General features: G+C 32.5%; 19 protein-coding genes and 1 other RNA gene. 17 read left to right on the top strand and 3 right to left on the bottom strand.

The window, feature by feature from the left end:
• Position 1 precedes the first annotated feature (1 nt).
• The gene (locus H3U49_RS03010) at positions 2-814 is read right to left on the bottom strand and encodes a Cof-type HAD-IIB family hydrolase (RefSeq protein WP_198179514.1); all 813 of its coding nucleotides are present in this window, start codon (positions 812-814) and stop codon (positions 2-4) included.
• Between the two features lie 130 nt (positions 815-944).
• Positions 945-2,549: an amino acid permease gene (locus tag H3U49_RS03005; protein ID WP_232347607.1), complete on the bottom strand. Its 1,605-nt coding sequence runs from the start codon at positions 2,547-2,549 to the stop codon at positions 945-947.
• A gap of 260 nt (positions 2,550-2,809) precedes the next feature.
• On the opposite strand from H3U49_RS03005, the gene H3U49_RS03000 reads away from it, so the two are divergent.
• The gene (locus H3U49_RS03000) at positions 2,810-3,538 is read left to right on the top strand and encodes a YebC/PmpR family DNA-binding transcriptional regulator (RefSeq protein WP_034977621.1); all 729 of its coding nucleotides are present in this window, start codon (positions 2,810-2,812) and stop codon (positions 3,536-3,538) included.
• Between the two features lie 73 nt (positions 3,539-3,611).
• Here the strand turns inward: H3U49_RS03000 and H3U49_RS02995 are convergent, their stop codons facing one another.
• Positions 3,612-3,944 carry a helix-turn-helix domain-containing protein gene (locus H3U49_RS02995; protein ID WP_198179510.1) on the bottom strand — a complete coding sequence of 111 codons (333 nt, stop codon included), beginning with the start codon at positions 3,942-3,944 and terminating at the stop codon, positions 3,612-3,614.
• 593 nt (positions 3,945-4,537) lie between these two features.
• Between H3U49_RS02995 and H3U49_RS02990 the strand changes: the two genes are divergently transcribed.
• The 16 genes from H3U49_RS02990 (at position 4,538) to H3U49_RS02920 (ending at position 20,415) form a co-directional block, all read left to right on the top strand.
• On the top strand, positions 4,538-7,561 hold the full coding sequence (locus H3U49_RS02990) for a bacterial Ig-like domain-containing protein (RefSeq protein WP_198179508.1): 3,024 nt from the start codon (positions 4,538-4,540) through the stop codon (positions 7,559-7,561).
• A 326-nt stretch (positions 7,562-7,887) separates the two neighbouring features.
• On the top strand, positions 7,888-8,862 hold the full coding sequence (comGA, locus tag H3U49_RS02985) for a competence type IV pilus ATPase ComGA (RefSeq protein WP_198179506.1): 975 nt from the start codon (positions 7,888-7,890) through the stop codon (positions 8,860-8,862).
• Positions 8,828-9,832 carry a type II secretion system F family protein gene (locus H3U49_RS02980; protein ID WP_198179504.1) on the top strand — a complete coding sequence of 335 codons (1,005 nt, stop codon included), beginning with the start codon at positions 8,828-8,830 and terminating at the stop codon, positions 9,830-9,832. The genes comGA and H3U49_RS02980 overlap by 35 nt, the downstream gene beginning before the upstream one ends.
• A gap of 9 nt (positions 9,833-9,841) precedes the next feature.
• Complete coding sequence (gene comGC / locus H3U49_RS02975) at positions 9,842-10,180, top strand: competence type IV pilus major pilin ComGC (RefSeq protein ID WP_370567280.1); 339 nt, start codon at positions 9,842-9,844, stop codon at positions 10,178-10,180.
• Positions 10,170-10,592 (top strand): Tfp pilus assembly protein FimT/FimU, encoded by a 423-nt coding sequence (locus H3U49_RS02970; protein WP_198179502.1) that lies wholly within the window; start codon positions 10,170-10,172, stop codon positions 10,590-10,592. Before comGC ends, H3U49_RS02970 begins: the two co-directional genes overlap by 11 nt.
• Positions 10,582-10,857, top strand: coding sequence for a hypothetical protein (locus tag H3U49_RS02965; RefSeq protein WP_198179500.1), 276 nt, complete (start codon positions 10,582-10,584; stop codon positions 10,855-10,857). The genes H3U49_RS02970 and H3U49_RS02965 overlap by 11 nt, the downstream gene beginning before the upstream one ends.
• Before the next feature lie 10 nt (positions 10,858-10,867).
• Positions 10,868-11,350 carry a ComGF family competence protein gene (locus tag H3U49_RS02960; RefSeq protein ID WP_198179498.1) on the top strand — a complete coding sequence of 161 codons (483 nt, stop codon included), beginning with the start codon at positions 10,868-10,870 and terminating at the stop codon, positions 11,348-11,350.
• A 184-nt stretch (positions 11,351-11,534) separates the two neighbouring features.
• Positions 11,535-12,536: a class I SAM-dependent methyltransferase gene (locus tag H3U49_RS02955; protein ID WP_198179496.1), complete on the top strand. Its 1,002-nt coding sequence runs from the start codon at positions 11,535-11,537 to the stop codon at positions 12,534-12,536.
• Positions 12,537-12,579: 43 nt separating this feature from the next.
• A complete protein-coding gene (locus H3U49_RS02950; protein ID WP_198179494.1) occupies positions 12,580-13,764 on the top strand; it encodes an acetate/propionate family kinase in 1,185 nt (394 codons plus the stop codon).
• A 263-nt stretch (positions 13,765-14,027) separates the two neighbouring features.
• Positions 14,028-14,834 (top strand): Cof-type HAD-IIB family hydrolase, encoded by an 807-nt coding sequence (locus H3U49_RS02945; RefSeq protein WP_198179492.1) that lies wholly within the window; start codon positions 14,028-14,030, stop codon positions 14,832-14,834.
• Positions 14,835-14,904: 70 nt separating this feature from the next.
• Positions 14,905-15,270: a transfer-messenger RNA gene (ssrA, locus tag H3U49_RS02940) on the top strand.
• A 535-nt stretch (positions 15,271-15,805) separates the two neighbouring features.
• Positions 15,806-16,021 carry a hypothetical protein gene (locus H3U49_RS02935; protein ID WP_198179490.1) on the top strand — a complete coding sequence of 72 codons (216 nt, stop codon included), beginning with the start codon at positions 15,806-15,808 and terminating at the stop codon, positions 16,019-16,021.
• A gap of 630 nt (positions 16,022-16,651) precedes the next feature.
• Entirely contained in the window at positions 16,652-17,467 is an 816-nt protein-coding gene (locus H3U49_RS02930; RefSeq protein WP_232347596.1) for an MFS transporter, read from the top strand.
• Between the two features lie 24 nt (positions 17,468-17,491).
• On the top strand, positions 17,492-17,842 hold the full coding sequence (locus H3U49_RS09860; RefSeq protein WP_232347595.1) for a hypothetical protein: 351 nt from the start codon (positions 17,492-17,494) through the stop codon (positions 17,840-17,842).
• 278 nt (positions 17,843-18,120) lie between these two features.
• On the top strand, positions 18,121-18,900 hold the full coding sequence (locus H3U49_RS02925) for a MurR/RpiR family transcriptional regulator (protein WP_198179488.1): 780 nt from the start codon (positions 18,121-18,123) through the stop codon (positions 18,898-18,900).
• Positions 18,901-18,975: 75 nt separating this feature from the next.
• A complete protein-coding gene (locus H3U49_RS02920) occupies positions 18,976-20,415 on the top strand; it encodes a glycoside hydrolase family 1 protein (protein ID WP_198179486.1) in 1,440 nt (479 codons plus the stop codon).
• Position 20,416: the final 1 nt, after the last annotated feature.

Here is a 20,416-nt window from a genome sequence, read left to right as displayed (position 1 = left end):
TTTAATCTAGAAAACTTTCTAATACTTGTAAAACGCCCATGTCATTATTTGATGGTGCTTCATATTTTGCAATCTTTTTAAGTTTTTCATGACCGTTTTTCATCGCATAACTGTACCCAGCCAATTCAATCATTTCACGGTCATTCATGCCATCTCCAAACGCTATGAGTTCTTCTGGCTTAACATTAAAATACCTCAAAAAATATTTAATGCCTTGCCCTTTATTAACATTGTTGGGCATAACGTCAATATTATCGAAACCACTGGTAGTACAGTGAATATGTTCAGGGTTTGTTTGATTGAACTTTTTTTCTAGTTCGCCAGCGAGCTTGGAGGAACAGTTTAGAGTTAGCTTTGTTAAACTATCGCTTGTAGGTATATCAACTAATTTCGCAATCTCTACTACATTGGGGTAAAAGAAATGCATCATATTTTTAAATTGAGTCGGGGCTTTTTTGTTAATATAAGAATGATCTAACCCACTAGCAGCAATATGTACTTGTGGATAATTATTTTCAATAAAACTGATCAGTTTAATACCCGTTTTATAGGTAAAAACATGACGAACAATTATCTTATTGTCTTGAGTGAGAATTGAACCATTATCAGCTACAATATCTATCCTGTCCAAGAAATCATAGAAATCTTGGCGCAAACGTGATAATGGCCTACCACTGGAAACTATAAAATGAACGTGGTGTTGTCTCAACTTGGTTAAAATTTTTTCAAAGCGTTGATGATCATATTGTTTGTCATCATTTTCAAAAGTACCGTCCATGTCTACTGCTACTGCTTTAAAGGGAATACGTGTCATTTTAATCTCCTTAATAAGTGTTACTAGGTATATTATATAGTAATTAGCGTCAGGTTTAACTCTAGATATTCATTAATTTAAAAGAAAAAGCAGAAATGTTACTGGCAACGTTTCTGCTTTTTATCTATATTTATTTAGTTGTAATGGGTTTTCTTTTGCCAACTAGCCAGCAAATTAAAATGGCACATATCGTTTCAATAATAATCAAAAAGATATTTATACCGATTTTTACCTGGCCGAAATTAATAACTGCATTATTAAATAAAGCATTTTTTTCTCCTAAATAAAGGTCAAAGATAATTGAACCAATGATTAGGATGAACATGGTGATCCATTGTTTGCGGTTAAATGCAATGCCATACTCTTCTTCACGACGTCTGATGCTTGGTAATATCACACCCAAGCCGATTAAGACAATAATGGCAACGATGTTGATAATTAGTTCATACCACCAATAACCGCTGAATTTTTTAATATCTTGTGGTGCAATGCCTAAAATAGTAGCTGCAGCAGTAACTATTAGTAAAAATAGTCCTGCAAGATATCCTAATTTATCGTTTTTAATAAAGACATAGTCTGAAGTAAATTTTTTAGAGTTTTTCCTAATTTGCATGAAGGAGAAAAATATCCAGCAAGTTACTCCTGGTGAGATGATGCCATTTAAGTTCAATAGCCAATTAAAAATGTCGTTCATGTCTGGTAAAAAGATACCCAAGAGCATGATAAATGCTGATAAAGAAACGGTTAATACGTAGCCATTGATAGGAAGGCCGTTTTTATCTTTTTTCTGTAAAAATTTAGGCATGTACTTATCACCAGTATCAGAAATAAGCATTCTGGTCATGGCGTCAAGCAGCACTGCTAATAAAGCAGCATTGTAGAAAACAGAAGTCCAAGCCCATACATAAAGCAAAGTCTTGCCCAGACCGTATTGATGCCCCACCATATCAAAGACATAGTATGCACCATTCATTTTTAAATCGTTTGGAATATGATAACTGTTAAAATATATTCCCAAAGCAAATGAACCGAAAACTGTTAAAAAAATAGTCATTAAAGCAAGTGCGATCATTGCTTTAGGAAAGTCAGACTTAGGCTTTTTCATTTTGGTCACATAAGGAGCAACAAGTTCACAGCCATTTAAGGCATAAATGAGCATTGCGATAGTTGTCCAATAATGCATGTCAAACTTGGGAATTAATGTCCGCCAGGTAAATGGTTGTGTAGCCATATGACCGCCTGATTTTGCCAGTCCTAGAAATGCGAGAAAAACAAACATCAAGGTCATAATAAGCATGAGTCCACCACCAATAGTAGATAAGACTTCCATTGAGTGAGAAAAGTAATGTTCAACAATAATGAAAATAATAAACATGGCAAATGTCATTAAAGCAAATTTTGTGTTAGAAATTTGGCTTTGAAACTTTTCAGAACCTGTCAGTGCCCAACCAATGTCAACTATAATTTCATTAGCAGAATCAACAGCATAGGGAATAGATGCAGCCCAGTATGTCCAGGCAGTAAAATATCCCAGAAATTCGCCATTAGTCCCACGAACCCAAGAAGATAAACCTCCACCTTCACTGTTGAAAACGGATCCCAATTGTCCAACCATTAAAGAATAAGGAATAACATAGAATAAACACATGATAATCCATGAAGTTACAACCGGCATTCCCTGGTTTTGGAAGTTGTACATTATATCGTCTAACCCAATAACGGTACAAAAAGCCATTAAGGTTAAAACGGGCCAAGAAATATATTTTTTGTTTGAATTTATTTCTTCCACTAAAGTTCTCTCCTTTGAAAAACAACTAATGTTTTTATTTTACTAATTAAATAAAAAGATGACCAGAGGCTAGACAAACTTATTTAATGAAAGCACATTCATATTTAATTAAAAAAGCAGGAGAAATAGTTGCTTGTATTGAAATTTATGGTCCTCTGCGGTAAGATAATAACGTTAATGATAAGAAAAGAAAGAAGGATTCTTAAATGTCAGGACACTCAAAATGGCACAATATTCAAGGCCGCAAGAATGCACAAGACGCAAAGAGGGGTAAGATTTTCCAAAAATTATCTCGTGAAATTTACATGGCTGCAAAGAACGGTGGTCCTGACCCTTCCGGAAATCCTAACTTGCGTATGGTAATGGACAAGGCTCATGCCAACAATATGCCTAAGTCAAATATTGACCGTGCTATTAAAAAGGCAGAGGGCAATTCAGAAGAGCATTATGATGAAATCACTTATGAAGGATACGCACCAGGTGGTGTAGCCATCTTTGTTGAAGCACTGACTGATAATAAGAACCGGACAGCTTCTGCAGTTAGAGTAGCCTTTACTCGTAACGGTGGTTCTTTAGGAGCAACTGGTTCTGTTGCATATATGTTCAATCGTAAAGGTTATATTGTCATTGATCGCACAACTACTGATGCTGATGAAGATCAGATGTTACTTGATGTAATGGATGCTGGTGGCGATGACTTGCAAACCAGTGATGACGCTTATGAAATTTATACAGATCCAAAACAATTTGCACAAGTTCGGGATGCATTAGAAAAAGATGGCTATAAGTTAGCCAATGCAGAATTGACAATGATACCTGAAAACACAACGCCTGTTCCAGATGATAAAAAAGAGCAATTTGACCATTTAGTTGATGCTCTAGAAGATGACGATGATGTTCAGAATGTCTATACGGCTGCAGCTGACGAAGAATAAGAAAATATTCATTTAATTTAATGGATTCTCTAGAATCGAAATTTCGGTTCTAGAGAATTTTTTATATTAAAAATCAATTTTCACGTTTTTCCTCCTTATCTTCTTCCATAATAAAGCGAAGCATTTTAATATATTTTTCTGGCACTTCATGTCCCTGATATAGCAATTGAATGTTTTTGTCAGCTATATCCACAGGATAGCTTTTTGAGTTATCTTTTTCTTGACCAAGAAGGTAATCAGTTGAAACATGCAATTGTTGTGCAACCTTGGTCAAAGACTGGATTGACGGTTTGATTGTCTTCCAGCGATAAATACTATTTTCACCTATATGGGCTTTTCTGGCCAGTTCTTTTATTGACATTCCGTGTTTTTTAGCGGAGTCGTAAATACGAGAATAAACATTCATGCTATTTTCATCCTTAAAAAAAGTATCACAAATGATTGTATTTGAGCTTGACCGCTATCATATATGGTAATATAATAAAACCATCCACAAAGTGGTCGGGCACAAACTTTTCATTATTGTGTTAGTTAATTTAGTAGCCTCGGTTCGAATTTGACTACTTTTTTAGTGTACCTAAATAGTATCACTTATGGTAGCGGAGAAGGCAATAATATTTATTGCGTGTAAAAAGAAGATTGGAGGTCAGAATAGGTTTAAATCAAAGAAGAAAAATGTTTCAGGTTTTTTGCTTCTTTGTTAATGATATATGCAAGGAGACAAAACCGCAATAAAAAAAGTCTTTTTATTGCATTATATTGGTTAGCAATCACAACCAATTGATAATTACACTTATATATTTACCTAGCATATAAAATCCTTAGAGGTGTAAATGATTTAATTAGTTGGTTTAGGTAGTGACCAATTTAATTTGATTATTACCTAGATTGCTAATCAATATTTTTTTAATAAAAATATTATATATATGTATAATTTTAGAAGCCAACAAAGTAAAAGTGGTTTTTACTGTGCTTTTAATTGCAAGATGGAGGAAAATTTTGTACAAAAGATATAAAAATAAAATGTTAGCTACTGTCCTATCAGTTCCTGTTTGTTTACTTAGTGTTGCTTTACAAACTAATCAAGTTAAAGCTGACCAGACAGTAAATTCAAATCAGAATGTTCAAACAGAAAAAAATGATATAGGTGATAGTAATAAAGACTTGAATCAATCTAAGAACGACAATAGTGAAAGTGACCATGAGCCATCTGATTCAGTCGCAAACAATCAGGATTCCACTAGAACTGGCAATAATGATAGTCAAAATGCAGATGATTTGTCGTATATGTCAGTGTCAGTCACTTCTGATCCTAAAAGTGCATTAGAAAAGCCACTTGATTTTGGTAATAAAGCATACATGCTAAAATTTAAGGTCAAAAATACAAGTATGGACGATAAAGTTATTCCTAAAGGTACTAAATTTAGAATAAAAGTTCAACCTGATTCTCGTGTTCCTCATAATAAATTTCTTAACTTTGCTTCCATTAATCAACATGAGAATGATTTTTCTGTAACTGATAATAATGATGGTACTTATGATATTTGTATTAATAATGATTTATTAGCTGGAGAATATAATTTTATTGTAAATTTTGCTACTGCAAATCCTGGATATGATTGGGATAAGCCAGAAGGCACTAATACTAAAGATCCAGATGTTGTTCCAGGGAAAGTTTTAGTTACTTACCAAAATGCAGGAAAAAGTAAGACAATTTTTACTGACAATGTTTACATCAAACCTTATGGATATCAGAACGGAAATAATTCAGGCATACCCGGTTATGGGGACACAGGTAATGGTGGTAATGCTAAACTAAATGATGTGAATGAATATCCAAATGAAACTCTTCCAAATAGATTACCTAACGATTTGGTTTTTAGAAATCCTAATGATAAAAGTAAATCAGGTTCGTTATTCTTTTCTTATCTAGTCAACTATCAAGCTTCCATTGGTGGACAGGCAGGGGCTAAGTTAGGTATTAAATCTAAGGATAAATTTGACTTAAACCATTACCATCTGTTCATGGATAAAGATGGAGAAATTGTTGACATAACTAATGATCCATTGTTGAAATGGACAATTACTGATAATGAAATTGAAGTTGACGCAGGTGATTATCTAGTTAAAAACAACTTGTGGCATCCTTTGTTTTTACGTGCCTATGTGCCCGAAGAAACAATTAATGCTGTGAACAATGTAAATTATGTAACGGGATGGTATAAAAATTTTAAAAATACTTCTCTGTTTCAAAACGTTGATGGTGACATGAACACTCCGTTTTTTAGAGGCGTTGATACAGTTATTTATGACACTCAAGATTACGATGCAAAAAAGGATGTTTATGCTTTTGAAGGATCTAAGGTACTAACCGATAAAATTACAGTAACCGATTATAATGGTTATCCAACAGATGGCAAAAAGCCACAGGAAGATGAATACTTAATTAAGTACAGTGTTAAAGATGATGCAGGTAATGTTGTTACTTTTCACAGAACAATTACTGTTAAACATAACCAGTCTGAAATAAAAACAAAAGATACTACTTTTGTAGCAGGTCCAAATAGTCAGTGGAATATGGCAGATAATGTTGATAAATTAGTAGGCAAAGATGGTGAAAAGCTTGATTTGAGTGACATTAAAGTTTCCGGTATTGCTGACACAAGTAAAGCGGGTGATTACACCTTAACATATACCTATACTGATTCAACTGGCTTTGTAGCAAAAAGCGAAGCTATAGTTCATGTAGTTGAAAGCAAGGCAAGTATTAAAGCACATGACGTAATTATTTATCAAGGAGATAAATGGTCACCTGAAACTGCATTTGATGCCGGAACTGATGTCGATGGAAAACCAATTAAATTTGATCAGGTCGAAGTTAACGGGACTGTTGACAATAGTAAAGCTGGTACCTACCCAGTGAAATACACTTACACAGATGCAGCTGGAAACATTAAAGAAGCTGATGCAAATGTAAATGTATTAGCTAACCAATTGGCAATTGAAACCAAGGATACTGTGATTGTTTCTGGTCCATCATCAACTTGGAAACCGGACAATAATTTTGTTAGTGCTAAAGATATTGATGGTCATCCTTTGAAGATAAAAGATCTTCAAGTTAACGGGTCTGTTGACCCACAAAAGCCGGGTGAATACCAAGTAGAATATGCATATACGGATGCCACAGGACACTCAATTAAGAAAACAGCCACAGTAAAAGTAGTTGAAAGTAAAGCAAGTATCAAGGCGCACGATATTACAATTAATCAAGGACATAAGTGGGCTCCAGAGGAAGCTTTTGATGGTGGTACAGATGCTTTTGGAAATATGATAAAAATAAATCAAGTGAAAGTTACAGGAAAAGTTAATGATAATGTTCCTGGAACTTATCAGGTAAAATATACATATACTGATGAAGGTGGCAACACCAAAGAAGCTAATATTAAAGTTACAGTTAAAAGTAGAGAAAACGCTCCCGTAAAAGCTGCTAATGTTACCATTCATTACCAAGATGAAAACGGTCAGCAAATAGCTCCTGATAAAGTTTTGTCTGGCAATATTGGTGACGGCTATATAAGTTCGCCTATTCGAATTACTGGTTATACCTTCAGCTATGGCAAAGGCAATAGAATTGGTTACTTTAATAATACCCCTCAAAATATAATTTACATTTATACCAAAAACAATTCGCAAAAAAATCCGAATCAAGATAATAATAGTACTCCAACTGATGTTTCAAAAATTCCTTCAACCGATAATTCAAAACCACAATCTCCTGATAAAAAAGATTCTGTAAAAAGACCACATCTTGTTCCGGTAAAAGAAAATGAACAAGTTGTACACTTAGTAAATAAAACTCCTTATGTTCCCTCAAAAAATCAAAAAATAAATTCTAACAAAAACAAATTACCTCAAACTGGTCAAAAAGATTCATTGGAAAGTTCACTCTTAGTAGCAGGAATAATATCACTCTTCGGTTCAATTACAGGTGCTTTAGGCATCCGTAAAAAGAAAGGAGAGTGAGGTCAATAAGCTCAAGCGTTAAATACTACTTAATTAACTGCAAATATATGATTTTATTATTCCTAGTGTTTATTCATATTAATAAAAAATTTTTCTATCTAAATAAGTATGTGTTAAATGCAGTTCAGTAAAGTATTTAATGGGTAAAAGCAGCACTTTGGTGCTGCTTTTTTGTTTGAGAAAATAAAGTATAGTCAAAGCTTGAATAATTATTTATATCTATTTTATAAATTTAATTGAGAAGATTTCTAGTTTTTTTGAATATATCTGAAAAAAGTTTGCTTTTTTGCGTAATTAATTATGGTCGCAAGGAAAGGAGGTTTTTTATGAAAATCAAAGAAGCTGCTAATTCTTTAATTGAAGACGCGATAAATGAGCATTCGAGTGACATATTCTTTTTAATAGTTGGTGATAATTTGGTTGTTAAATTCCGCACAATAACAGGTTTAGAAAATCAAGCTGAATATTCTATAAATGAAGGCAAGGAAATGATCAATTTTTTGAAATTTGCTGCTCAAATGGATATTGCTGAACATCGTAGGCCACAGGTAGGAGCTTTTGAGTATCATTTTCATGATCAAATATATTATCTGCGTTTATCCAGTATTGGAGACTTTAATGACTGTGAATCACTGGTAATTAGAATTATTTATCAGATAAATACAGGTGAATATTTTTTTAATGAGCAAATAGAAATTCTGAAAACTTTGGCACAGCAAAGAGGTTTAATAGTCACCAGTGGTCCAACTGGCTCTGGTAAGACTACAACTATGTATAACTTGGCAAAAATGATTGGGCAGAACCAGATGGTCATGACAATTGAAGATCCAGTGGAAATACATGAAATAAATTTTTTGCAAACGCAGGTTAATCTCACAGCAGAAATTACATATTCCAAATTGCTTGAGGCAGCATTACGTCATAGACCAGATATTTTAATAATTGGTGAAATCAGAAATGCAATAACGGCTAGGCTTGCAGTAGATGCGGCTTTAAGTGGCCATCTTGTTTTAGCAACAGTCCATGCTAAGAGTACTCTGCAGACCATTTCGAGATTAGAAAGTCTACAGATTAACACGGCAGATCTTTATAACTGCCTGACCGCGGTTAGTTATCAACGACTATTACCAACTGACAAGGGTTTTGCCTGCTTAATGGACATTGATAGTGGCCGCCAATTACAAGCGGACATAAGCAAGCATAAGCGAGGTGATTATGTTAATTGGCATCACAATTTGGTCACGTTAAGGGAGAGGAATAAAATTAGTGAACAAGTCTTTGAAAAATTTCAGGCAGGATAAATTATCAAATAAAGAGCGCTTAGAATTTCTTGAATATTTGCAAAATAGTTTGTCAAATGGTTTTTCATTAAATACGAGTTTGGAAATGATGCCAATAATATGGCCTAAAAAGAAGATTTTATTTAATAGGTTAAGTAAAAGAATTAGGTCAGGAAAGAAACTAAGTTCTGAAATGTTGAATTTGGGTTTTTCCAAGACTATTGCTACTCAGATTGAGCTATCAATGGTACAGGGAAACCTAATTGAATGTTTAACCCAAATTGCGACTCTTACTCGTTTGAAACAGGAGCAAATAAAAAAGTTGAAATCTGAAATGACATACCCTTTCATTTTAGTGTTAATGATGATTTTTCTTCTGTTATTTATGCAAACTTTTGTATCTAATCAGTTTGCTGAATCTGGCGAACATACTGGAGACTATCTGTTATTGCTTTTATTAATTTTGAGTTTAAGTTTAGTTTATTTCATGAGTAGAATGATTTTCTTATTGAGAAAACAAGATTATCGCTCTTTGAAGAGACTTAGTAGCTTTCCAATTGTTGGGCCGTTAATTCAAATTTATGTGAAATATATCTTGATCTATGACACCGGACTACTACTGTCTAGTGGCTTTTCCTTGCAAAAGATTTGTGACTATTCAGCTATGCAAGTTAAGGGATCTTTACAGCAATATGTAGGAAAAAAGGTTGGAAAACAGCTGGCTAAGGGGATGAATCCTGAAGAAATCATAAAAAAAGAGCAATTTTTGCCTAATGAAATTTTATTGCTATTAAAAGCCGGATCAACAAGAGATGACTTGAGTAAGAAGTTTTTATTATTAGGACGTTCTTTTTTTAACGATCTAACACAAAAAATAGAAAAACTAATAGTAAATGTTCAACCCATTTGTTTTATTTTAATCGGTTTATGCATTATTGGATTATATTTGAAACTTTTATTGCCAATGTATGCAATGATGCAGGAAATATAGGAGGAAAAAGTGAAAAACATCATAACAAAATCTACAACTGATAAACGTAAGGTAAAAGGCTTTACTTTGATTGAAATGGTAGTAGTGGTTGCAATCATAGTGATGCTGCTTATAATCATTGCACCAAATTTAACTAAGCAGAAAAATAGTGCAAATGAAAGGACTAATGATGCTTTTAAAATAACCTTGCAAACTCAAGCTACACTTTATGAGGATGATAAAGACCGTAATGGTAAAGAAATTAACTTTCAAAATATGTTTGATGATGGCTACTTAACGAAGAAACAATTCTCAAAGTCTAAAAACTATACGGTTACTGATGGTGTAGTTGAAAGAAATGCTAAATAAGTCTAAGTTACAGGGTTTTACTCTAGTTGAAATGGTTGTTACCCTCACTATTACGCTTGGTTTAGCCGGTTTAGGTGCTATAAAAATAAATGAATATAGAGAAAAACTAATACTGGAAAATACAGTTAAAGAAATTAAGAGCTCTATTGAACATGCAGCAAGAAGATCAGCTATACAAAATCGGACAAGTATAGTCAGATATTATCCTCCGTCAAAAAAATTGATAATTATTGGTGGAAAAAAGCCGCAGATAATAAAAATGAAACCGCAAATAAGTATAAGTAACTTAAGTCTATTAAAAATTTCAATTAGTGGCTCGTTACCGCCTCACACAATTACTGTTACTAACCATCAATATACAAGAAGAGTGAAGTTGCAAATGACTTGGGGACGAGCAATTGATGATAAATAGGAAAAAAAGCGGTTTTATGATGGCAGAGAGTATGGTTGGTTTAATGATTGCATTAATTAGTGTTACAACTTTAGCATTAACTATTAGAGAAAGTAGAGTAATCGAACGCAGAGTAGAGCAAAAAACTGACCGAACATATGCTTGGAGTGTTTTGAAAAAGCATGAAATAAAAAGAATATTAATTCACGATCATATTTATAAACTTTATGGTAATAATAGCATTTATGATGAATCAGAAAGAAAGATATACAAAATTAAATACTAAAGGTTTTATTTTGGCAGAAGCTGTATTTGCAGTCTTTGTGACGCTATTAGTAGTTCTCATTTTACAAAATTTAGTAAAAAGTCTTACTCTAGCAAATAAAGTTCAGCATCGAACAGATGACGTTGTATTTTCTTATGTGCAGCTCAACCGGTTTATTAAAGAGAAACAAAATGAAAGAATATATACTTTACCAGAGCGATCCAATTCTGAAAAGGCAGTTTTTAAAAAGAGCGATGCGCAGGGAAAAGATACAATATATCGTTTGACACAATATAAAAAGATGTTGCGCGTTACTACTCCTGAAGGCGGACACATGCCGCTATTATTAAATGTAAATAAGTCTAGTTTTACCACTGCAAATAGATTGTTGAAAATAAAAGTTACGGAAGCAGATGGCAGAACATCAGAGTTGTATTTTAAATTTGGCTCTAGACCAAAGAATAAAGAGAAGGAATTAAATGATCAAAAGCAAAAGCATAAGACTAAAAGCTAATGCGTTTCTGAGCAGTATTCTGGTATTAATCACTTGTTTAATTTTTATTCAATTTTATCTGGATATTTATCAAGAGAGTATGGAAAATGATTTTTTATTAATTGAATATTTAATTAATGATTGATTCTCTTGCTCTAATTACCTTTTTTCTATTAAAATGTTTAAGAGATAAGGGGAATAAGCAATGGATAAAATTGAAAAACTGTTTAATGATTTCTTAGACTGTGTTAACTGTTTACAAGAGGCATTAAATGTCTCGTTTGGAGATGCTCTGACGGAAACTTTTGATAACCTTGAAAATAATCAAATTAAGGTTGAGCTGGGTGCTCCCGATAAAAAAGCTGTTCAAGAATTGAGTCAAAAATATGCAAAATTAAATTATAATAAACTTTCCAATAAATTAAAGCTGCAGATTTTTACCTATTTAACTTTAAAAGCGGTTAATGAGGATGGATTGGATGTCAATCAAATGCCAACACCGCCTGCGATTTCAACAGTAATTGCAATGTTTATGTTAAAACTTTTACCAAAAGAAAAATTGACAATTGTTGATCCTGCAATTGGAACTGGGAATTTATTATTTTCTGTAATCAGTCAGTTAAAAAGTGCTAATCACTCAAAGTCTAATTTTGAACTTTATGGTATTGACAATGATGAAGAAATGTTAAGTTTTGCTGATATTGAAGCTCATTTGAATGATATTAATATTGAAATGTTTTGCCAGGATGCTTTAACTCCATGGATGTTTAAAAGCCCTGATGTTGTAGTAAGCGATTTGCCAGTTGGCTATTATCCACTTGATAAAAATGCTAAAAATTTTGCTACCAAATCTGAAAATGGTCACTCGCTTGCTCACCTTTTATTTATTGAACAGATCATTAAAAATCTTAAAGCCGGTGGCTATGCTTTCCTGATAGTGCCTCAAAATATTTTGTCTGGCAAGGGTGGTAGTGACTTTATGCCATGGCTAAGTGATAAGGTTTTTTTGCGTGCAATAATTGAGTTACCTGATAGTGCCTTTCAGAATAAATTTAATCAAAAATCAATTTTAGTTTTTCAAAATCATGGAAAAAATGCCAGAAATAGTGAAGTTTTTCTCACAAAGTTAGACTCATTTAAGAGTGAACAGGACCTAATAAAGCTTAATGTCAAACTAAATGAGTGGTATACTAAAAACATTAATTGATTTGTGAAATTTATAAAGTCATGTTTATGGAGGAATTAGATTTATGAAAAAAGTTTTAGCAATCAACTCAGGCAGTTCTTCATTTAAATATAAGTTGTTTGCGTTACCTGAAGAAAAGGTCTTAGCTAGTGGACTTGCTGACAGAGTTGGTATTGATGGCTCTTCCTTTGAAATTGAATTGGCTAATGGTGAAAAACACACTGAGGATGTGGCAATTCCAGATCAGGAAACTGCTGTTAATTTGCTGCTTAAGGCTTTAAAAGAATATCATGTGATTAGCGATTTGAGTGAAATTGTAGGGGTTGGTCATAGAATAGTTGCGGGAGGAGAAGACTTTAAAGATTCTGCTCTAATTGATAAGAAAAATCTACAAAAAGTTTATGATTTGAAGGAATATGCACCACTTCATAATCCAGCTGAAGGTAAAGGTATTGAAGCCTTTATGAAATTACTGCCTGGTGTTCCAGAAGTAGGCGTTTTTGATACTTCATTCCATCAGACTTTGGATCCCGTACATTATATGTACTCAATTCCCTATCAATATTATGAAAAATATGGTGTGCGCAAGTATGGTGCTCATGGCACTTCCGTTCGTTATATTGTTGGTCGTGCTGCTCAAATGCTTGGTAAGGATGCCAAAGATTTGAGACTGATTGTTTGTCACCTTGGTTCAGGAGCTTCAATTACTGCAGTTAAAGATGGCAAATCTTTTGATACATCTATGGGCTTCACTCCATTAGCTGGCATTACGATGGGTACTCGCTCAGGTGACGTTGACCCGTCTGTTTTGCAATATATCATGAATAAAGATCATATTGATATTAACGAAATGATTGACATTTTAAATGATAAGTCTGGTCTGCTGGGAATTTCTGAAATTTCTTCTGATATGCGAGACCTAGAGAATAATTCTGATAAAAAAGCTGATCTTGCAAGAGCTATTTTTGTAAATCGTGTCATCCAATATATTGGTTCTTATATGGTGGAAATGAAAGGTGCAGACGCGATTATTTTCACCGCTGGTGTAGGGGAGCATGATTCAGGTATTCGTGAAAATGTTATGAAATCCTTTGAATTCATCGGCTTAAAGCCAGACTTAGAAGCTAATAAATCCAATGGCGAGAAGTTTATTACTAAACCAGATTCAAAGATCAAAGCTCTAATTATTCCAACTGATGAAGAATTGATGATTGAACGTGATGTTGTTCGATTAGCACATTTAGATTAATATATTTAGAAAAATATATGGACCGTTAAGAAAGTTTCTTAACGGTTTTTCTTTTGCTTTGAAAATGAGCTAATATGCGGTAGATTTGCTGATCTTAGAAGTGACTTAGTTATAGAATTTACATATTTTGTGTTAACAGTTAACATAAATAAATGTTTAAAATCGTTTAGATATACAATTTTTTATTTTTAAAATTTCTGTATAATGAAAAGTAAGCTTAGAAGCCACGATATATAATAACTAACTGTTAGAAAGAAACATAAATGATTAAATTAGTAGCTGTTGATGTTGATGATACTTTATTAAATAGTCAAGGTAAGATTCTAGAATCTTCTCGAGAAGCAATTACAAAAGCAATTAGCAAAAATGTTAAAGTGGTCTTATGTTCAGGAAGACCCTATGCTGGAGTTAAAAAATTCATTGATGAATTAGCGTTGAATAACAATAATCAATATGTAATAACTTTTAATGGTGCCGTAATTGAAACAGGGTTGCACGTAAAATTACTTGAGAAATGTTTGTCTGCAAAAACTTATGAAGCAATTGACAAATTTAGTCAGAAAAACAAAGTTTTTTATAATATTGTGAATGCTGACAGTCAAATTATTACCAGCAATTTGAATGTGGGTAGAATAACAGTAACGCAGGCATGGGAAAACAATGCCGGATTATTGATTAGGAAACCACAAGATTTATCAAGTAATGAAACTGTTATCAAAGCCGTTTTTGGCGATGAAAAAGAAAAACTAGATAAAATTGAAGCTGAAGTTAAGCATGTTTTTGGTCAAGATAATTATGTTGTCAGAGCAGCCGTTAATTTTTTAGAAGTAATGCATGCCAATGTTAATAAAGGTATTGCATTACAGTACTTAGCACAAAAGTTAAATTACAAAACGGAAGAAATAATGGCAATTGGGGATGAACGAAATGACATACCAATGTTTCAAGTAGCTGGAACTTCAGTAGTCATGGATAATGGTTCTGCAGAAGCAAAAAAACAAGCTGACTTTGAAACTGCATCGAATGATCAAGATGGTATAGCCTTGGCTTTTGAAAAATTTGTTTTTTGATAAATAAGAAAGGATTTTATAATATTAGGCAAGTTTGCTATATTATGCTATAATTGTTTTTACCCAAAGCGGGGGTGTTTTGGGATTCGACAGGCGTAGATTCGCATTGACTGCGGTTCGTAGGTCACGTCTACGTAAAAACGTCACAGTTTTATAACTGCAAATAAAGAAAATTCTTACGCATTAGCTGCCTAATTTAGGCGCATGTGTTGCTTGTTTTCGGATTACTCACGTCTGAATTCAAGTATCAACTTAGTGAGTTACGTTTAACTACCTCATCTGAATAGTTAAAAAGAGTCATTCCAGGTTAGCTAGTCCATACTAGCCCTGTTATATGGCGTTTTGGACTAGTGAAGTTCAAATAATATAACTATGATCGTAGATGTCAGTGACGGAATGCGTTTGGACAGGGGTTCAATTCCCCTCACCTCCATAAATATTTAAATATAGAGTCTGGGAAAAAACTCTAACCTAACTAAAAAAGGCCGACAAATCACGTCAATAAAACGTTGATTTGTCGGTCTTTTTAAATTGTGAAATTTTTTAATTTAACTTCAAAGAACACTTTTTTCCCAGACTCTTTATTTTGTCTGCGAACGGTATTTGCACTGCATAAAAGAATAAATAATCTAATTATTTTATTCTTTGAATACGGAAATTAGATTGAAGCATTTGTTAATGGATAACAATCCATTTTGATAAACATTTTCTGTGAAAGATTATTCAGTAAAAATAATATGAAACAATTAATCGTGTAGTAAAAATGCTTATTAACTATATAGACAAAGGAATTAATAGAGTATTATGATGAAGGAAAGCAGTAAAAAAATAAGTAAGTGTTATAAAGTTAAAAAAGTGAAAATAATTGTTACTTGTTATTCACCGAGTGTTTAAAAATGATAATTTATATGCTTATTTATTTCAGTATCAAAATTATATAATAATTGTTTAATGACTAGGAAGTTGATGAAATGGATCCACACAAAATGACATTGCAAGAGTTAGGAAAACTTTTTTATGGTAGAACAGTTCAATTTAATTTAAAAAATGGTAAAAAGAAAACAATATTTGTCCAAGATATTATGAATGAAGAAGATGATGAACCAGAATTAACATTTATAGGAGGATCTGAAGAAAATGAAGTTCGCATCTCAGAAATTGTGAGTGCGTGTGAAATCAAGAAATAAATTGTTAATCAAAAAATATAACCTCCAAATATTTTTTGAGTTTTGAGGTCACATTTTGTAATAATTGTATTTTAATTGAATAGTTTAATTTTAGTTAGTTGTATTAAAGTTTACCATTCCACTTGTAATTATAAATCCGCTTATTTAAAATCCTCTCAAATTAGGTAAAGACCTTTTTGTCTTAATACCTGTTCAGATGTTTTATCAGCAGGAAAATAACCATTATTTAGTAGTTCTGATATATACCAAGAATTATATTTGACACAGGTTACAATTCTTATAATTAATCCTATAATTCCAAAAGAACAAAATTCAAGTAATGAATAATTCCAAAAAGAATGGCAAACTTCCAATCTCCTCTGAAAATTGGTACCCACGCACCAAAGAAAAGGGCTGTCCAACTTGCCCCAACTTTTACCTGTTTAATTACTCATGTTTTATCACTTTTCAAATAAGTTATTCTATTTATATATATTTATTATACTAAAAATAAATCAAAAAACGATCTGATTTAAAAACTATTTTACTAACAATAAAACTACTCAATTTAATTTAAACTAAAAAAAGAAAAATATGTGCATTATAATAGTTAAGCACATAGTTTGTCGTAAATTTAAAAAAGAAGTCACAATGAAAAATTTAACACAAAAAAACAAACTACTTTTAGGCTATGCCATTTCAGGACTGGGTGATCAATTTTACACTTTTGCAATTCCATTGCTGATGCTGTCTAGAACCCATTCATCAGTCATAATGGGACTGTTAACTGCAGTTGAATATCTGCCGACAGCTCTATTTGGACTAACAATTGGACCCATTTTTGATATATATTCTCGTAAGAAAATCATGCTCTTTTCTTTAATAATGCAAATGGTGCTAATTATAATTGCACCATTTTTGGCTATAAAAAACATTTCATTATATTGGCTTTTATTAGTAGTCTTTATACTTGGTACATTTGATTTAATTACTTGGACTGGATATCAAATATTCATAGCCGAGTCGGTTAAAAAAGAAGAACTTTCATCTGTTTCAGGACAAATGGGATTAATTTCGTCGATTCAAAAAACTTTTGGTCCAGGTATTGCTGCTGTCATTATTAATTTAATTAATTATCTTGGTGGCTTTTTACTGGATGCCTTAAGCTTTGGTTACTTAACTTATGTTATTAAAGATTATGAACCTTTACATATAGAAAAAAAGTCAGTAAAAGGTGAAAAGTCATTTAATAAAAGTGCAAAAGAGGGAATCACTTTTTTATCTAGAAATCATGATATTAAATGGCTGATTGCAAGTTTTTTCGTGGCAAATATTGGCTTTCAAGCAGTTGTTCCCATGCTTACTTTTTTGTTAAAACAAGAAATGAAAGTTTCTGTTAATATGGTCAGCATCTTTTTCACGGTAGCAGCGATTGCAAGTATTCTAGGCAATTTTATTTATTTATGAATTAATAAAAACATGAGACTAGGTATGCAAATGATTCTGATAGCCTTGTTGATAATGGTAGGCTTCCTAATTATGCTTGATGTCCAGTCATTTTTTTGGGTCACTTTTGGTTACGCATTGGTTTCGTTTGGTAGCGTCTGGTCGCAAGCCAACTTCTTTACTGTTATTCAAGCAGAAACCCCAGACCAATACAAAGGCACCATAACTTCGATTTCAACTTCGTTAACCAGGATTATAGGACCAATTATGTCTTTAGTTAGTGGATTTTTAATCAAAGCAGAAGTACATTCAATATTCGTTGTTGCCGCTATCTGTATGTTCTTTTCAATGCTTATAACTATAGTTACTGGTTTAGGTAAATTAGGAAAACTATGAAAATTATTATTTTGTCTCTAAAAAAATATTTTATTAAACTCTAGTAAAGGACTAACCTCAAATTTTGGATTAGAGATGGTCCTTTTTAATTTTATCCTGAATTTTTTCCTTAAAAAACATATACATACATCAGAGGCTAAAACTTCGTTTCTAAGTAAAAATTTAATCAGCTTATTATTCTATAAATTTAGTTTTAAATATTTGGTATTATAGGTAAAAGGGTTGTTGTTTGTAAACTTTGATATGTTTTTTCTTCAGAGAATAAGAAGGGATATTAAATGAATCCAGTCCAAGCAAATATTTTAGGAAATTTGACAAAAACTATCAGTGTTGATTCTAGCGATATAGATACAATTTTAGCTGAGTATTTTATTAGCCATTATTATGAAGCAAAAAACTTTAATATTTATACAATAGCTGAGAAATGCAACGTATCTCGATCCAGCATCAGAAGATATTGTCAGCGAATTGGTTTTGAAAACTTCTTTAATTTAAAAAAAGCAATGATTGAAAATAATTCTATGGGGGATGTAGTTACTGATTCTGCATACAGAAAAAACTTAACCTCAGAAATTCTTGCAATTATACGAGAGTTGGACAATCGAATGAATACTGACGAAGTGGGTAGAATAAGTGAAAGAATAAAAAATTCTTCTAAATTCTATATACTCGCGGAAAATACTGAAAATAATGTTTCTAAGGAGTTTCAAATTGAATTAGCAAGGTGCGGAAAAATAGTTTTTCCAATAACAACGAAAACACAATTTTTAAAAATAAAAGAAAATTTTCAAAAAACAGATTTAATATTTTCTATCTCTGTTACAGGAAAATACGCAGAAAAGATTGGGGATTATGTTCATAGCTGTCCCTCTAAATCAATTTTAATAACCTGTAATAGACTTAAAGAATTTACAAACAAATTTACGTACGTATATTTTATGAGTCATGTTGATCAAACTGCTAATGCTCAAATATACAGAGAGTTTGGTGTCCCTTACTTCCTTGCAATTTTGGCTAATAATTACAGGAATCTTTTTTTGAACCCTACAGATAAATAGGGTTCAAATGCTGATGCGCCTTGCTTCCGAGTCAAATCTATAATTTGGATAGATGAGGAAGAGAGGAAGATAGATATGAAAGAGTACATTGAAAAACCGATATTTCCAAAAGGATTTTTATGGGGAGGGTCATCATCCTCATGGCAAATTGAAGGAGCAGTTGAAGAAGACGGAAAGACTTTATCTTTAATGGATTTAAACTCAAGAAAGAAAAAGCCCTATGCCGATGACACATATGCTTCTGATCATTATCACCACTATAAGGAAGATATACGCTTGATGGCTGAAGCAGGTCTAACATCCTATAGATTCTCAATATCTTGGTCTAGAATTTATCCAACTAAAGATGGTAAATTGAATCAGCAAGGAATAAATTTCTATAATGATTTAATTAATGAGTTATTGAGATATAATATTACACCAATTGTTACCATTTATCACTATGATATGCCAGTATGGATAGACCAAGAATATGACGGCTGGTATGGCAGAGGGATAATAAAAGAATTTGATAAATATGCCAGAACGCTTTTCTCTGAATTTGGCGATCGTGTCAAATATTGGCTTTCAATTAATGAACAAAATATGCAAATTTGCTACGGTGATTGGTTGGGTATAGATAAACATCCAGACACATGGTTTAAAGACAAATGGAAAGTTAATCATGTTATGAATTTGTGTCACGCTAAAGCAGTTATTGCTTGTCATGAATTAGTCCCTGATGGCAAAATTGGACCTGTTCCTGGATATGTTCCTATTTATCCATATTCATGTAATCCGCAAGATCAAATTGCCGCTATGAATGCCGAAGAACTAACAGAAAAAGTTTGGAATGATCTTTATGTGCATAGAGAATACAACGGTTTTATAAAAAACTATTGGAAACAATATCAAATTGACCCAGATATTCGTCCTGGAGACATGGATTTAATAAAACAAGCTAAAATAGACTATTTTGGTTTAAATTGCTATCGTTCAAACACGGCAAAATATTGTTCTCAAAATGATACATCTCAAGCATATATACTCAATAAAACCGGTAAAAAGGGCGGATTAATATTCCCCAAAGTTCCTGGTCTATATCAATTGGTAAGAAATCCATATGTCGAGTATACGGATTGGGATTGGGAAAAAGATCCTGTTTCTTTAAGATATATGTTGCGCTATGTTTGGGATCACTATCAATTACCAATGATTATTACTGAAAATGGTTATGGAGAACATGAAAAAGTAAGTGATGATGGAAAAGTTCACGATCCAGAAAGAATAACCTTTTTGCGCGAACAAATTAAACAAGTTGGTTTAGCAATACAAGATGGCTGTAAAGTGTTTGGATATAATCCTTGGACTTTTTTAGATGTGCTAAGTACAGGTAATGGCATGTCAAAACGATATGGCTTTGTTTATGTTAACACTACCGATGAAAAGAAACTTAATTTTAGAAGAATACCTAAGGATTCATATTACTGGTATTCAAAGTTAGTTAAGTCAAATGGAGAAGATTGGGGTGAATAAC

Source organism: Lactobacillus sp. W8174 (genome assembly GCF_016100975.1).
Taxonomy (GTDB): Bacteria; Bacillota; Bacilli; order Lactobacillales; family Lactobacillaceae; genus Lactobacillus; species Lactobacillus juensis.
The sequence above is the reverse complement of the archived record's forward strand: the minus strand, read 5'-3'. Positions and strand labels throughout refer to the sequence as shown.